Genomic DNA, 14208 nt, shown 5'->3' with positions numbered 1-14208 from the left:
ACTTCTCCCTCCCCCAGGGGCGGGAGAGGTGCGCGCTATAGTCTACGGGCCGACGTCGTTGGCGACGGCAGTCCCGTCATCCACCACCGTCGGCAGGCTGACGGCGATGCCGAGGGCCTCGGCCAGCTTCTGGTCGCGGCGGTAGACGTCCTCGCGGAAGGCGACGCGCCCCTGGCCGTCGACGAAGGCGGTCCAGTAGAGCAGGCGCACGGTGATCTCGCGGCCGGTCTGGATACGCCGGGTGTCGCGGCTGACCTGGGCGTCGTCGAACTGGCCGAGCAGGGTCGGGTCGGGCGAGAGCAGCAGGCGGGCGAACTCGACAGCGTTCTGGACGCGGACGCAGCCATGCGACCGCTGACGCATCGACAGGTTGAAGGCGGCTTTCGACGGGGTGTCGTGCAGGAAGATGGCGTAGCTGTCGCGCAGTTCGAACTTCACATAGCCGAGGGCCGCTCTCGGCCCGGCGCGCTGGATAACGGTGCCGTTGGATACATACATGTTCTGCGAGGCCAGGTAGGCGGGGCCGCGGGGCAGGATCTCGCGGCGGGCGATCCCGGCGGGCACATACCAGGGTGGGTTGGCGACGACCGAGGCAAAGGGCTTCTCGAGGCTCGGGGTCTGGGTCGACGGGGCGCCGCAGACGACCCGGTTGGAGTGAACCGGGCGGCCGTCCTTCCAGTAGACCATGATGGCCGCAGCCGTATTGACCTCGATACGCTCGGGATTCAGGTCCCGTTTCAGCCAGCGGCGACGTTCCAGATTCAGGGCGATCTGGCGGGCCCGGTCCTCAGCCGAGGCACCGAGCGAACTCTGGGTGCCGGCGCCGATGCGGCCGTCAGCGGCCAGTCCATGACGGGCCTGGAAGCCGCGCATCGCGGTCTGGAGTTCCGGGCCATAGACCAGACCCTGGGCGGTCAGGCGTGCGCCATCGGCGGCGCTGAGGTCGCCCTCGGCCACCAGGCGGGCGATCATGGCGGGCACGCGATTGTCGCTTGAGCCCGGCTCGATCGTGCCTGCGCGGGCGACGAAGCGCGGCCAGCCTCCCTCGCGGATGATTCGGCGGTAGCGGACATAGCCAGCCGACAGGTTGGTGTAGCCGATGTCGGTCGGCGCCAGACCCTCGTACCATTCGACGATCTTGTTCTGGGCCAGGGCGTCGTTCAGCCCGACCGGCAGATCGACGCGGTTCTTCTGCATCTCCCAAAGGTCCTCGACCGTCTCGGGACGGACGCGGCCCTCGGCCAGGACGCGGGCATAGGTGAGGGCGGCGGCCGTGGTGCGGATGTCCGCACTGTCCGGATCGGCGGCCAGGCCCACGAAGTCGAAGAAATCGGACCGCGACAGCCCATGACGCTCGGCGCGCGCCGAGGCGAGGTTCAGAGTGCGCAGACGGTCGGCGGTCCACATTGGACGCCAGCCGTTGAGCTCGTAGAAGGCGCGCACGTCGGGCTGGATCGCAGCGGGCAGGCGCGTCAACTGGGCGTTGAAGGCGGCGTAATAGGGGCTGGTCGGCGCGGCGACGGCCGCCTGGGGCGGGGCGCCCATCGGCACCGTCTGGGCCGCAGCCGGGCCGGCGAGAGCCGAAACGGCGGCGCCGAGGGTGAGTTCGCGTCGATTCATGGTCTCTTGCCTTGGTTCGACGCCTGGTGGAGCCCCGTGTCCACGCCCGTGCGCCGGACGGGGTGATGTTATCGACGTTCCGGACAAACAAAAAGCGCCGGTCGGGCGACCGGCGCTCTTCGTGTCGTCTTTGTCGCACCCTGTGGTGCGGAGAACTACTTCTTGATGAAGCCGCCGAACTTGTTGTTGAAGCGCGAAACGCGACCGCCGCGGTCCAGCATCTGCTGGTTGCCGCCGGTCCAGGCAGGGTGGGTCGAGGGGTCGATGTCCAGGTTCAGCGTGTCGCCCTCTTTGCCGTAGGTCGAACGTGTCTGGTACGTGTCGCCGTTCGTCAGGGTGACGGTGATGAAGTGATAGTCGGGGTGGGTATCGGCCTTCATGGTCGTGTTCCGGTCTCTTGGGCGCGGTGACGATGCCGACCGTCGGTGCGCGAAATGACAAATCCCGCCAGTTGTCCAGCGGGAATGAGCGGCGGCGTTTACACCGCAGGGCGTTCCGGGGCAAGAGCCGCGCATGAGCATGCCCTCGCCGACCCCTGACGCCTATTCCAGCACGGAGGCGGTTGGACGTCCCGGCGCCGGTGCGGTCCTGATCGAGCAGATGGGCGAGGCCGGCGCCCGGCGCGAGAAGCGCAAGGATGTGCGGCCCCTGCTGCGGCTCTGGCCCTATCTGATGCAGCACCGTCTGGACGCCCTGATCGCGGGCTTCTGGCTGCTGGGCTCGACGGCGGCGTCGCTGGCACTGACGGCGACGGCCCGCGGCGCGATCGACCACGGGTTCGAGAACGGCGGCGCCGACATCAATCGCTGGTTCCTGTTCCTGGGTCTGAACGCGGTGATCCTGGGGGTCGCGACGGCGGTCCGGTATTTCTACGTCACAAAGACCGGCGAACGGATGATCGCGGACCTCCGGAAGGCCCTGTTCGACCGCATCCTGACGCTGGACCCTGCCTTCTTTGCGCGGATGCGGACCGGTGAGGTGCTGAGCCGGCTCACGACCGACATCGCCCTGGTCGAGACCCTGCTGACCACCTCGGTGTCGTTTGCCCTGAGGAATTTCCTGACCCTGCTGGGCGGCGTCGCCCTGTTGTTCGTGGTCAGCCCCAAGCTGACCGGCCTGGTCCTGCTGACCGCCCCCTTGCTGATGGCGCCGATCTTCCTGTTCGGGCGCAGCGTCCGGAAGCTGACCGTCCGGTCGCAGGACCGATTCGCCAACGCCGTCGGCTTCGCCGGCGAGAGCGTCGACGCCATCGAGACGGTGCAGGCCTTCGGCCGGGTGCGCAGCGCGGCGGACCGGTTCGGGGCGGTGGTGGAGGAGGCGTTCGGCGTCTCCATCGTGCGGATGCGGGCACGGGCCTGGATGACCGCGGTGGTCATCGTCGTGATCTTCGGCGGCGTGACCCTTGTGCTCTGGCTGGGGGCCCAGGACGTGGTGCGCGGCGCCATGACCCCCGGCGCCTTGCTGCAGTTCGTTCTGCTGTCGGTGTTCACGGCCGGCGCCGTCGGCGCGCTCGGCGAGAGCTGGGGCGACGTCCAGAAGGCGTCCGGCGCCATGCAGCGGATCGACGAACTGATGAAGGCCGTGCCCTCGATCATGGCGCCCGCCTCGCCCGTGGCCCTGCCGAGCCCGCCGGAGGGCCGGGTGGCCATGGCCGGAGTCAGGTTCGCCTATCCGGGCCGACCCGACCTGCCCGCGCTGAAGGGGTTCGACCTGACGGTGCGCCCGGGCGAGACCGTGGCCCTGGTCGGGCCTTCGGGAGCCGGCAAGTCGACGGTCTTCCGCCTGTTGCTGCGCTTCTACGACCCGCAGGAAGGCGCGGTCAGCGTGGACGGCGTCGATGTGCGCGCAGCCGATCCCGCCGAGGTGCGCGGGCGGTTTGCCTGGGTGTCGCAGGAGGCGCCCCTGTTCTCGGGCTCATCGCTGGAAAACATCCGTTTCGGCCGCGAGGCGGCTTCGGAAGACGAGGTGCGCAAGGCGGCCGAGGAGGCCCAGGCGCTGCAGTTCATCGACGCCTTGCCGGAAGGGTTCGCCACGCCGCTGGGCGAGCGCGGCAAGAGCCTGTCGGGCGGTCAGCGCCAGAGGCTCGCCATCGCCCGGGCCCTGGTCCGTGATGCGCCGATCCTGCTGCTGGACGAGGCGACCAGCGCCCTGGACGCGGAGAATGAGCGGCTGGTGCAGGCGGCGCTGGATCAGGCGATGGAGGGACGCACGACGCTTGTGATCGCCCACCGTCTGGCCACCGTCCTGCGCGCTGACCGGATCGTGGTCATGGAGGACGGCATCGCGGTCGAGGAGGGCACCCACCACGAACTGGTGGCCCGCGGCGGTCTCTACGCCCGTCTGGCGGAGCTGCAGTTCCGTGAGGCTTAGTCCCGCGCCTTGACCGCCACGCCCGGGAAGTCGCTGAACACGGCGTCGACGTTGAGGTCGTAGAAGCGCCGGATCCATCCGGGAAGGTCGCCGCGGTAGTCTGCGGGCAGGAACAGGTCCTCGGTGCGGAAGGTCCAGACGACGACCTTCAGCCCCGCCACATGGGCGTCCTCGACCAGGGTCGTCGGCGTTCCGGCGGCGCCGGCGGGCGTACGGGGAAGGATCAGGGCGGTCTCGACCCCGACGGCATCGGCATAGGCGGCGATCCCGGCGAGTCCTTCCGGGGTTGCCATGGCGGCATAGGTCATGTCCGGGTGATCGGCCGGGCCGCCGGACGGCGACATCAGCTGGAGCAGCGGGGCCTCGGTCTGCTGATTCAGGGATTGCAGGCAGTCGATCTCGAAACACTGGATCATGATCGGGCTGTCCGCGCTCATCAGGTCGTTGGCGCGCAGGACCTCGATGAACGGCGGCTCCATCGGCAGGCCCAGACCGACGAAATAGCTCGGATGCTTGAGCTCGGGCGCGACGCCGATGACCCGGCCGGTGCGGGCCGTGGCCGCGCGGGCGATGTCGATGACCCCCTGGAAGGTCAGGATCGTCTCGTCGGCCCAGGCCGTATTGCCCGGGCGCAGGCTTGGCAGGCGTTCGCGGGCGCGCAGGGACCGTAGTTCAGCCAGGGTGAAGTCCTCGGTGAACCAGCCAGTGGTCGGGACGCCGTCGATCGTTTTCGTCGTGCGACGCTCCGCGAATTCGGGAAGGTCGGCCACGTTCGTCGTACCGCCGATCTCGTTCTCGTGCCGGACGATCAGCTGGCCGTCCTTCGACATGACCAGATCCGGCTCGATGAAATCGGCGCCCTGTTCGATGGCCAGGTCATAGGCCGCGCGGGTGTGTTCCGGCCGCTCGCCGGACGCGCCGCGGTGGGCGATGACGAGGGGGTGCGGCATGGTCTGGGCCGTGACCGGGCTGGCGATGAGCAGGGCGGCGAGGATGATGCGGATCATGCCCCAGCGGTAGGGGAGGGGCGTGACGCCCCTGTGAACCCTAGGCGGCCTGGAGCACCTTGCGCAGCTGCGGATGCAGTTCGGGGTTGGACGCCAGCACCGAGACGCCCGTCTTCGGGTCGCCGTCCTGTTCGATCGTCGTGACCAGACCGCCGGCTTCGGTGACGAACAGGATGCCCGCCGCCACGTCCCAAGGCTTCAGATTGCGCTCGAAGAAGGCGTCATAACGGCCGCAGGCGACCCAGGCGAAGTCCAGCGCCGCCGAGCCCAGGCGACGGATGCCCGCCGTGCGCTGGCCAATGGCGTGGATGTCCTTGATCGACTGGGCGTGGCCCGACTTGCCGATGAAGGGCAGGCCGGTGGAGATCAGGCTTTCCGACAGGTCTCGGCGGCCGGCGACGCGGATGCGCTGGTCGTTCAGGTAGCAGCCCTTGCCCTTCTCGGCCCAGAACAGCTCGTTCATGATCGGATTGTAGGTGACGCCCGCGACGATCTCGGAGGACCCGTCCGGCGCATAGCGCTGCAGGCCCACGGTGATGGCGAAATGGGGCATGGCGTGCATGAAATTGGTCGTGCCGTCGATCGGATCGACCACCCAGGTGTGGGACTTGTCGGTGCCCTCGATCATGCCGCGTTCCTCGCCGAGGAAGCCGTAGCCGGGGCGGGCCTTCATCAGCAGCTCGAACAGGGTGTCCTCGGCCTTGATGTCGGCGGCGGTGACGAAATCGCCGGGGCCTTTGCGCGACACCTGCAGATGGGCGACCTCGCCGAAGTCACGCAGCATGGGGCGGGCCGTCTTGCGGACGGCGTCGATGATGACGGAAACGAGGGCGGAGGCGAGGGCCATGGGGATCTCCTGGTCCGTGTGTCCTGAAAAGGCTTTGGCGCCCGGGCAGACGGAGAAGTTCACAGGGGCGCGACATGCGCCTCCGGTCGTCGGTTGTGCGTCGGCCTATTCGGCGCGGCGGACGTATTCGCCGGTCGTGGTATCGACGATGATGCGCTCGCCGGCCGACATATACGGCGGGATCATGATGCGCACGCCGTTGTCGGCGATGGCGGGCTTGTAGGACGACGAGGCGGTCTGGCCCTTCACCGTCGGCTCGGTCTCGGCGACCGTCACGGTGACCTGATCGGGCAGGCTCAGGCCGATTGGACGGTCCTCGTGCATCTCGATGACGACCTTCATGCCGTCCTGCAGGTAGGGGATCGAATCCTCGCCGACCCAGTCCTTCTGCAGTTCGATCTGCTCGTAGGTGGCGTCGTCCATGAAGACCAGGGCGTCGCCCTGTTCATACAGGTAGGAGAAATCCTTCTGTTCCAACGTGACGCGCTCGACCTTGTCTTCCGAGCGGAAGCGTTCGTTGAGCTTGTTGCCGGTCTCGAGGTTCTTGGCCTCGACGTTGGCGAAGGCGCCGCCCTTGCCGGGCTTGACGTGGCTGGCCTTGGTCACGACCCACAGGCCGTTGTTGTGTTGCAGGACCATGCCCGGCTTGATGGTGTTGCCGTTGATTTTCGCCATGGGAATCACAGGGGGTTGGGGCGCAGCCGGTACGACGCGCGAAATCGGGCGCGATCCCTAGAGGAAGCAGGTCGTCAGGGCAAGTTCAGTGGACGGTCGTCTCACGGACCCCGGCCTTGCGGTCGACGGCGTTGGCGAAGGCGACCCCGCGCGCGGTGGGATTGGCGAGCTTGCCTGCGGTCGAATCCAGCTTGCGCGCCTCGTGGGCAAAGGCGGCGGCGAGGCCTGCGGAGGTCATCGCGGCGGCGATCTGCATGCCCCGGCCGGCCGGTCGAAGGGCGATCCACAGGGCGTTGATGGCCTGCGCCCCGGCCCAAAGGATCAAGGCGCTGTTGCGGGTCCTGGTGGACGGCGCGTTCCAGACCCGGACCGCCGAAAGCGTGGTCGCCGAGAAGACCGCGGGCAGGATCAGGCTAAAGGCTCCGCGCGGGCGCTCGGCCACAGGGGCGTCGCCGTCCCGCAACTGGGCGACTGTGCGGCGCGGAGGTTGGACTGCGCCGCTGGCCAGGGCTGTGGCGAGGAGGGCGAACCCCACGGTCGCCGCGACCCCCAAGGCCACGTGGGCCGGGCTGCGCTGACCGGCGTTGAGGAAATCAGCGGCGGCCTCGCGCACGTCGTCCAGGGTCTCGTCGATGTCGGCCATGGCCTCGCTCCTGCAGTCCGGAGCGGAATGGCCGGCGCGCCTTGCGGTTCCGGGGGCGGTTCCGGCTCAGGTGGCCTCGTCATCGTCGCGCGCGAGATCGGCCGGGTCGTGGTCGTAGTCGAGCAGGTCGCCGGGCCGGCAGTTCAGGGCGGCGCAGATGCGGGCGAGGGTCGAAAAGCGGATGCCCTTCACCTTTCCGGAGCGAAACAGGGACAGCTGGGTCTCGCTGAGCCCGACCTCGGCGGCGAGGTCCCGCGCCTTGAGTCCTCTTGCGACGATCAGCCCGTCAAGGGTGACACGGACCGGCATCAGATCATCTCATCCAGCTCGGACTGGATGCGATCGGCCTGATCCACCACCCGGCCGAGCAGGAACAGGGCACCGCCGATCATGCCGAGGGTCATCCCGGCGACGTCGAAATAGGCGAAGCTGCCCTGGCCACCCAGCAGTCTCGAGATGTTCGCAACGCCGAACACGCTCAGCAAACCGCCGAGACCCAGGGCGATCCCGACATGACGCAAGGCCCTGCCCAGAATCGGCTGGATCAGACGGCCTCTGGCGAGCTGACCCATGGCGGACCCGATCGACCAGACCGCGAAGAGATAGAACAGGGTGGGCGTCGCCCAGACAGCCTGTTCCAGCCAGACGGCGGGGTCGATCCGGGTGTCGCCCCGCGCGGTCAGGACTGCCGGCGCAATGAGGTGCATCAGCGCCAGGATGGCCCCCACGCTGCACACCATGAAGACGGCGAGCCAGCGAAACTGGCCGCACATGCGGCGGAAACGGGTGAAGTCCTGGGTCGTCATGGATCGCGGGTTTCCTGTCTCATCTTTAATCTTGACTTAAAGAAGCGATCTTTGCAACTTTATATAAGACTTAAACGAAACGGGGCGGACGGATGATGGCGGCGATCGAAACCGAGGGGCTGACACGACGGTTCGGCAAACATCTGGCGGTCGATGCGGTGTCCATGACGGTGCCGGAGAGGGCGGTGTATGGCTTCCTCGGGCGCAACGGGGCGGGCAAGACTACGACCCTGAAGATGCTTCTCGGGTTGCTGCAACCGACGGCGGGCGCGGCGCGGATCTGCGGCATCGATGTCGGCCGGGACCGGATCGGCGCGGGGCGCAAGGTCGGGGCCCTGCTGGAGGCCCACGGCTTCTACGGCAATCTGACCGGACGGGAGAACCTGGACCTGACGCGGGTTCTTTTGGGCCTGCCGGTGGCGGAGATCGATCGGGTGCTGGAGGTCGTCGACATGACGGGCAACGGAGGTCGGAAGGTCGCGGACTATTCGCTGGGCATGCGTCAGAGGCTCGGTCTGGCGAGGGCGATGCTCGGCGCCCCGCCGGTTCTAATCCTGGACGAACCGACCAACGGTCTCGATCCCGACGGCATCGCCGACATGCGACGCTTCCTCAGGAGCCTGCCGGATCGGACGGGGGCGACGGTGCTCTTGTCCAGCCACCTGCTGGGCGAGATCGAACAGACGGCGACCCATATCGGCATCGTCCACGACGGGCGACTGGTGCTCGAGGGCGACCTGACGGCGCTGAAGGCGGACCTGGCGCCGGAGATCGGCCTGCGAGTCGACGATCCGGACCGGGCGAGGAGGGTGCTGAAGGCGCACGACCTGACGCTGACGTCGGACGCGGCCGGGCTGGTCGCGCGGCTGAGGCCCGGGGCGGACCATGACGCGGTGACCGCGGCCCTGAACAACGACCTCGTCAATGCGGGGGTCATGGTCTTCGCCATCGGCCCGCGCAGCCCCTCGCTGGAGGGCATTTATCGCAATGTCACGGCGCCGCGCGACGCGGCCCCACGCCAAACGGAGACCGTCTGATGCTTGCCGTCCTGTCCGTCGAAATCCGCAAGCTGAACCGGTCGCTGGCCGCCGTCCTGGCCGTCGTCGCCCCGTCGCTGATCGCCGTCTTCGGCTTCTTCATGGTTCTGCGCAGCACGGAGCCCCGGCCCTGGGAGATGTGGATGATCAGTGCGATCGGCATCTGGTCCTACTTTATGCTGCCGATGAGCGTGACGGCCCTGACGGCCCTCGTCGCCCATATGGAGCACGGCCCGAAGTCGTGGGACCACCTGCGCAGCCTGCCCCTGCCGCGCTGGCGTCTCTATGCGGCCAAGGCCGTGATGGTCCTGGCCGTGGTCGCGATCATGAGCGTCCTGACCCTGGTCCTGACCTGGGGCGCGGTCATGCTGGCCGCCACGATCAAGCCGGACCTGACGCCCACCGGGCCGTTCGAGCTGGGCCGATACGCCGCGACCATGGGCAAGGTCTTCCTGGCCGCCATCCTGATGGTCGCCATCCAGCTATGGACGGCGCTGCGCTTCGCCAGCTTCGTGCCGGCGCTGGTGGTCGGGATCGGCGGGACCTTCTTCTCGGTCGTGGCGACCTCGGCGAAGCAGGGGGTGTTCTTCCCCTGGCAGATGCCGGTCAACATGCTGGCCACAGAGGCCTGGCGCGTGAACACGGCGCTGGGGCTGGGCTGCGGTCTGGGCCTCGTCGTCCTGGCCCTCGCGGTCGCCCATCTGAGCCGCCGCGAGGTGCTCTAGCCTTCGGCTGCGGAGGCTGCTTACATAGGGTTGTGGATCGGGGTGCGCACACGTTTCTGGGCCATCCATCGCCGGACACGCCCTTGACCTTGCGCAGACTGTCACAACTCCTCGCCCTTGCCCTGGCGACGCTCACCTGGTGGGTCATGGTTTCGCGACCGGGCGTCGTGGACCCCGAATTCGCTGTGGAAATCCACGCCGGATTTGCTGCGGTCGTGGCGGTCGTATTCGGCTTGGCGTTCGTCGCCTTACGTTTCGCGACCGGCGGCTCGATCGCCTTCTGGAGCACGAAGAGAACAGATCAGTTGTTCCCGATCGGATGGCTCATTCTCGCGATTCTGGGGGTCATGCAGGCCGGGGACGCAGCCTTTCATGCATCAGGACGCGCCGATCCCGCCTCGGCCATGGTCACCTATCTTCTGGCAGGCACGCTGGTTCCCGCAATTTTTTTTAAAGTGCAAGCTCATCACCTGGCCCTCCCGACTGAGGTATCTGGGGCCGCTGAGGCTGTTCCTCTTCGGCGGACTCGCGATCTGCCTCGCAGCGGCATGGAGTTACGCCGCATATACACTGTCGCCCGAGGCGTCGGGTCTGCCGCCGGCTCATGAGCTGATCGTCACTGTTGGCGCAGTCATCATCGGCGCGACGTTCGAAGAGATACTGTTCCGGGTCCTGCTCTTGACGGCGCTGCTCGACCGGACCGGTTCACGCTTTCAGGCCGTGTTCCTGTCCAGCGTCGTCTTCGGGCTGATGCACGTCCCGGGGGCCCTGACGGATCCGATCATGCACGGCGATTGGGCGTTCCTTCAGCAGGTGGCTTTCGAATACGCGCCAGTGTTCCTGATGCAGACGGTGTTTGGCCTGCTTCTGGGCGTGCTCTGGTTGCGAACGGGATCGATAACAGTCATTGCCGCGACCCACGCGATGCTGAACCTGGGCAGTGACATCGCGAATGGTTTGCTGGCCTAAGGCTAGTTGCCCGTCGCGCTCTTGTCCGGGGCGATCTCGGTCATGGCCGACTGCAGATAGTTCTGCTCGCCCAGCTGTTCGATCAGCTTGAACTGGGCCTCGAGGAAGTCGATGTGCTCCTCGGTGTCGGCCAGGATCTCCATCAGGATCTGGCGGCTGACGAAGTCGGAAGCCGCCTCGGCCTGGGCCACGCCGGCGACCACGGTGCCGCGACCACCGAGCTCCAGCTGCAGGTCGGCGCCGAGACATTCGATGGCGGTCTCGCCGATCTTGAGCTTGTGCAGGTCCTGCAGATTGGGCAGGCCGTCGAGGAAAAGGATCCGTTTGATCAGCTTGTCGGCGTGTTTCATCTCGCCGATCGACTCGTCATAGATGATCTGGCCGAGGTGCTTCAGGCCCCAGCTTTCGAACATCCGGGCATGCAGGAAATACTGGTTGACCGCCGTCAGCTCGTTGGTCAGCACCGCGTTGAGGGTGCGGATGATCGCGGGATCGCCCTTCATGGCTGTGTCGTCCTTGCTCTAGGGGCGGCCCCGGCGGAGCCGTTCATTCGGGGTGACATAGCACAGGAAAACGCCTGTGTTCAGTTGCGAGCGCTTATCGGCACATTGATATTGCGAATGATTTTGGTCCGCAGACCTTGAGGCCTACTCGGCGGCGAGGGCGTAGATCTCGCGGCTTTCCGAAATCATCTGGCGCATTTCGCAAACGCATTTGGCGCACTGGGCTTCGCATTGATTGCGCTGGAAAACTTCGCGTGGGCGGGTCGCGCCCGCCTCGATCGCGCGCGCCACGTCGCGCTGTCTCAGGCCGTTACAGTTACACACGTACAAGGTGGGCCGCCCCGAAGCATCAGTTGCGATTGGTTCGCTATAGCAGGACCAGGGGCGATTGCAACGCGTTCGCAATGGTCCGGGTTGACGCAGGCGCCCCGGCGTCGCACCTGCGCATCATGTCCGCGCCCGCCTGCCAGCTCTATCTGATCACCCCGCCCGTCATCGACGACCTGGAGGCTTTCGCCCGCCTGCTGGAAAGCGCGATCGACGCCGGTCCGGTCGCGGCGCTGCAGATCCGGATCAAGCCGGCGTCCGACGCGCAGATCGCGGCGGCTGTGCGCCGTCTCGCCCCGGTCGCCCAGGGCCGCGGCGTGGCGGTCATCCTGAATGATCGGCCGGATCTGGCCTCGGCCCTCGGTTGCGACGGAGTTCATGTGGGGCAGGGCGACGCCTCGGTGGCCTCGGCGCGCCGGATCATGGGCAAGACCGCGATGATCGGCGCGACCTGCCATGACAGCCGCCATCTGGGCATGGAAGCGGCCGAGCAGGGTGCCGACTACGTCGCCTTCGGCGCCTTCTATCCGACCGCCACCAAGCAGACCGTGCATCGGCCCGACCCGGAAATCCTGACCATCTGGCAGGAGACAATGGAGATCCCGTCGGTGGCCATCGGCGGCATCACCATCGACAACGCGGCCCCCCTCGTGGCAGCAGGGGCCGACTTCCTGGCGGTGAGCGCCGGGGTGTGGTCCTATCCCGGAGGCCCTGCCGAGGCCGTCCGCAGGCTGACCGCGATCCTGGCCGGATAGTCCTGCTTCAGGGGATATTAGGAAGCTGTGGTTAAGGGACGATCCCGTGTCCCCGCCCAGAGTTGCTTTCAATGCCTCAATCCCGCGCGATAACGGAGACCGATGCGGAGGCTATCGAGCCCGCCGCCTCCGCGCGTCCGGGTCGAACATCCACCGCAGCCGCGCTGTTCGCCCAGCCTCTGGCCCCGATGCTGACGGTCCTGGCCGTCACCGTTCTGGTGATCCTGGCGATTTCAACCGCACGCACGGCCGACATGATCGCGGCGTTGTGGGCGGCCAACGGCCTTGCCGTCGCCGTCTGGCTGAGGAGCGGCCGGGGCGTCGGCTATGATTTCGCCTTCGGCGGGCTGATCGCTTTCGGCGTCCTTGCCGGTGAGTTCCTTGCCGGCAACGGCCCGATCCTGTCGGTCGGGTTCACGGCGCTCAACATGCTGGAGATCGTGCTGGCCGTTTGGCTGGCCCGGCGCTTCGCCCCCACCCTGAACCTGGCCACGGTGGACGGCGCCTGCCGGTTCATCCTGTGCACCGCCGGCCTCGCGCCGGCCGTCGCCGGACTGGCCGCCGGGGCCTTCCTGTTGCTGGCCCGCGGGACGCCCTTCCTGCCGACCTTCCAGACCTGGTGGTTCGGCCATGCCCTGGGCCTGGCGGTGGTGGGATCCTTCATCCTGGCCCTCGACATGCGGGCCGTCCGGGCGATGTTCAATCTGTGGCGCGCGCTCGAGACCGTGCTGTTGTTCGGTCTGCTGATCGTCGTCTGCGTGACGATCTATTTTCTGGTCGACATCCCGCTGGGCTTCGTCATGGCGCCCATGCTGATCGTCATCGCGGCCCGTTTGAGGGTCCTCGGGGCGACTGCAGCGCTCGTGGTCATTTCCGTGATGGCGCTGAGCTCGCTGATGCTGGGTCAGGGCTCATGGGGGCTGGCCGTCGGCGACCTGGCCGAGCGTGCCGTCCTGCTTCAATTGACGATCCTGTTCGGGTACCTGCCGATCGTGCTGGTCGCCTCGCTGCTGGAGGAACGTGACCGTCTGTCGGCGCGGGCGAGGGCGGGACAGGTGCGCGCCGAGAAGGCCTCGGCCGCCAAGTCGCGGCTGCTCGCCAACGTCGCCCATGAAATCAAGAGCCCCATCGGCGGGGTCATCGGCATCGGAGACCTGTGGTCGACCGGACAGCTCGGTCCCGTAACCGAAACCCAGGCCGAGATGGCCGCCATGCTGGTCAGGACGGCCCGTCAGGTCGAAACCCTGTCTCACGATCTGCTGGACGTCGCCCGTGCGGAGTCGGGCGCGGTCAAGGTCGAGATGCGCCCGACCGACATCCCGGGCATCCTCGAGGATGTGCGACGAACGACGGCGATGCGGCCGGAAGCCCGGGCGCTGTCGATCAAGGTCATCTGCGAGGGCGACGGTCTGGTGGCCCTGGCCGATTCCCAGCGGCTCTCACAGGTCGTCGGCAATCTGGCCACGAACGCCGTGAAGTACGGCGCTGCCGGGGGGGAGGTCCTGTTCCGCGCCCGCCGGGTCTATGACGGCGTTCGTATCGAGGTCAGCGACAAGGGGCCTGGCCTGTCCAGCGACAAGCAGGCGCAGTTGTTCGAACCGTTCAACCGGCTCGGGCTGGAGCGGTCGGCGATCGAGGGGCACGGCATCGGCCTGGCCCTGGCCAAACGCCTGATCGAGCTTCAGGGCGGCTCTATCGGCGTGGAGTCCGTGGTGGGCGAAGGCGCGACCTTCTGGATCGAACTGCCCGCCGCCTGACCGGCGCCCTCTGTCTCCGGCGACCGCAGTTCGCCTTCTCGATCTCCGTTTACATCCTTTGCCGGCCTTCTTGATCAGGCGGGCGGCCCGTCCGGCCGCCGAGACGCTTGCCGTTCATGGGCTGAAAGGCGATGGTCCGGCCATGTCGCATGCGCTCGTCCTCGCCG

Annotated in this window: 16 protein-coding genes; 6 read left to right on the top strand and 10 right to left on the bottom strand. The window is 67.4% G+C overall.

Annotated features, from left to right (window positions below; genetic code table 11):
* Positions 1-42 precede the first annotated feature (42 nt).
* Positions 43-1620 (bottom strand): L,D-transpeptidase family protein, encoded by a 1578-nt coding sequence (locus Q0044_RS08795; RefSeq protein WP_298161531.1) that lies wholly within the window; start codon positions 1618-1620, stop codon positions 43-45.
* Between the two features lie 155 nt (positions 1621-1775).
* Positions 1776-2000, bottom strand: coding sequence for a 50S ribosomal protein L31 (gene rpmE, locus Q0044_RS08790; protein ID WP_298161530.1), 225 nt, complete (start codon positions 1998-2000; stop codon positions 1776-1778).
* Between the two features lie 139 nt (positions 2001-2139).
* Between rpmE and Q0044_RS08785 the strand changes: the two genes are divergently transcribed.
* A complete protein-coding gene (locus Q0044_RS08785; RefSeq protein ID WP_524536160.1) occupies positions 2140-3990 on the top strand; it encodes an ABC transporter transmembrane domain-containing protein in 1851 nt (616 codons plus the stop codon).
* On the opposite strand, the gene Q0044_RS08780 is transcribed toward Q0044_RS08785, so the two are convergent.
* The 6 genes from Q0044_RS08780 to Q0044_RS08755 form a co-directional block, all read right to left on the bottom strand.
* Positions 3987-4997, bottom strand: a complete 1011-nt coding sequence (locus Q0044_RS08780; RefSeq protein ID WP_298161527.1) for a glycerophosphodiester phosphodiesterase — start codon at positions 4995-4997, stop codon at positions 3987-3989. The two genes, Q0044_RS08785 and Q0044_RS08780, sit on opposite strands and share 4 nt — an antisense overlap.
* Before the next feature lie 40 nt (positions 4998-5037).
* Positions 5038-5844, bottom strand: coding sequence for an inositol monophosphatase family protein (locus Q0044_RS08775; RefSeq protein ID WP_298161526.1), 807 nt, complete (start codon positions 5842-5844; stop codon positions 5038-5040).
* A 105-nt stretch (positions 5845-5949) separates the two neighbouring features.
* Positions 5950-6519: an elongation factor P gene (gene efp, locus Q0044_RS08770; protein ID WP_298161525.1), complete on the bottom strand. Its 570-nt coding sequence runs from the start codon at positions 6517-6519 to the stop codon at positions 5950-5952.
* A gap of 85 nt (positions 6520-6604) precedes the next feature.
* Positions 6605-7162 (bottom strand): tryptophan-rich sensory protein, encoded by a 558-nt coding sequence (locus Q0044_RS08765; protein ID WP_298161524.1) that lies wholly within the window; start codon positions 7160-7162, stop codon positions 6605-6607.
* A 66-nt stretch (positions 7163-7228) separates the two neighbouring features.
* Entirely contained in the window at positions 7229-7471 is a 243-nt protein-coding gene (locus Q0044_RS08760) for a helix-turn-helix domain-containing protein (protein WP_298161523.1), read from the bottom strand.
* On the bottom strand, positions 7471-7968 hold the full coding sequence (locus Q0044_RS08755) for a DUF2975 domain-containing protein (RefSeq protein ID WP_298161522.1): 498 nt from the start codon (positions 7966-7968) through the stop codon (positions 7471-7473). The genes Q0044_RS08760 and Q0044_RS08755 overlap by 1 nt, the downstream gene beginning before the upstream one ends.
* Positions 7969-8060: 92 nt before the next feature.
* Between Q0044_RS08755 and Q0044_RS08750 the strand changes: the two genes are divergently transcribed.
* The 3 genes from Q0044_RS08750 to Q0044_RS08740 all read left to right on the top strand — a co-directional run bounded on the left by Q0044_RS08750 (position 8061) and on the right by Q0044_RS08740 (position 10699).
* Positions 8061-9005, top strand: a complete 945-nt coding sequence (locus tag Q0044_RS08750) for an ABC transporter ATP-binding protein (RefSeq protein WP_298161521.1) — start codon at positions 8061-8063, stop codon at positions 9003-9005.
* Entirely contained in the window at positions 9005-9730 is a 726-nt protein-coding gene (locus Q0044_RS08745; protein WP_298161519.1) for an ABC transporter permease, read from the top strand. Before Q0044_RS08750 ends, Q0044_RS08745 begins: the two co-directional genes overlap by 1 nt.
* 372 nt (positions 9731-10102) lie before the next feature.
* Positions 10103-10699, top strand: a complete 597-nt coding sequence (locus Q0044_RS08740; RefSeq protein WP_298161517.1) for a CPBP family intramembrane glutamic endopeptidase — start codon at positions 10103-10105, stop codon at positions 10697-10699.
* A gap of 2 nt (positions 10700-10701) precedes the next feature.
* Here the strand turns inward: Q0044_RS08740 and bfr are convergent, their stop codons facing one another.
* A complete protein-coding gene (bfr, locus tag Q0044_RS08735; protein ID WP_298161516.1) occupies positions 10702-11202 on the bottom strand; it encodes a bacterioferritin in 501 nt (166 codons plus the stop codon).
* 144 nt (positions 11203-11346) lie between these two features.
* Positions 11347-11532, bottom strand: coding sequence for a (2Fe-2S)-binding protein (locus Q0044_RS08730; RefSeq protein WP_298161515.1), 186 nt, complete (start codon positions 11530-11532; stop codon positions 11347-11349).
* Positions 11533-11606: 74 nt separating this feature from the next.
* On the opposite strand from Q0044_RS08730, the gene thiE reads away from it, so the two are divergent.
* Both thiE and Q0044_RS08720 read left to right on the top strand, forming a co-directional pair.
* Positions 11607-12284: a thiamine phosphate synthase gene (thiE, locus tag Q0044_RS08725; protein WP_298161513.1), complete on the top strand. Its 678-nt coding sequence runs from the start codon at positions 11607-11609 to the stop codon at positions 12282-12284.
* Between the two features lie 71 nt (positions 12285-12355).
* Complete coding sequence (locus Q0044_RS08720) at positions 12356-14041, top strand: sensor histidine kinase (protein ID WP_298161512.1); 1686 nt, start codon at positions 12356-12358, stop codon at positions 14039-14041.
* Positions 14042-14208 lie beyond the last annotated feature (167 nt).

Source organism: Brevundimonas sp., assembly GCF_027484365.1.
In the GTDB taxonomy this organism is placed as follows: Bacteria; Pseudomonadota; Alphaproteobacteria; order Caulobacterales; family Caulobacteraceae; genus Brevundimonas.
This window is presented reverse-complemented; position numbering and strand designations above follow the sequence as displayed.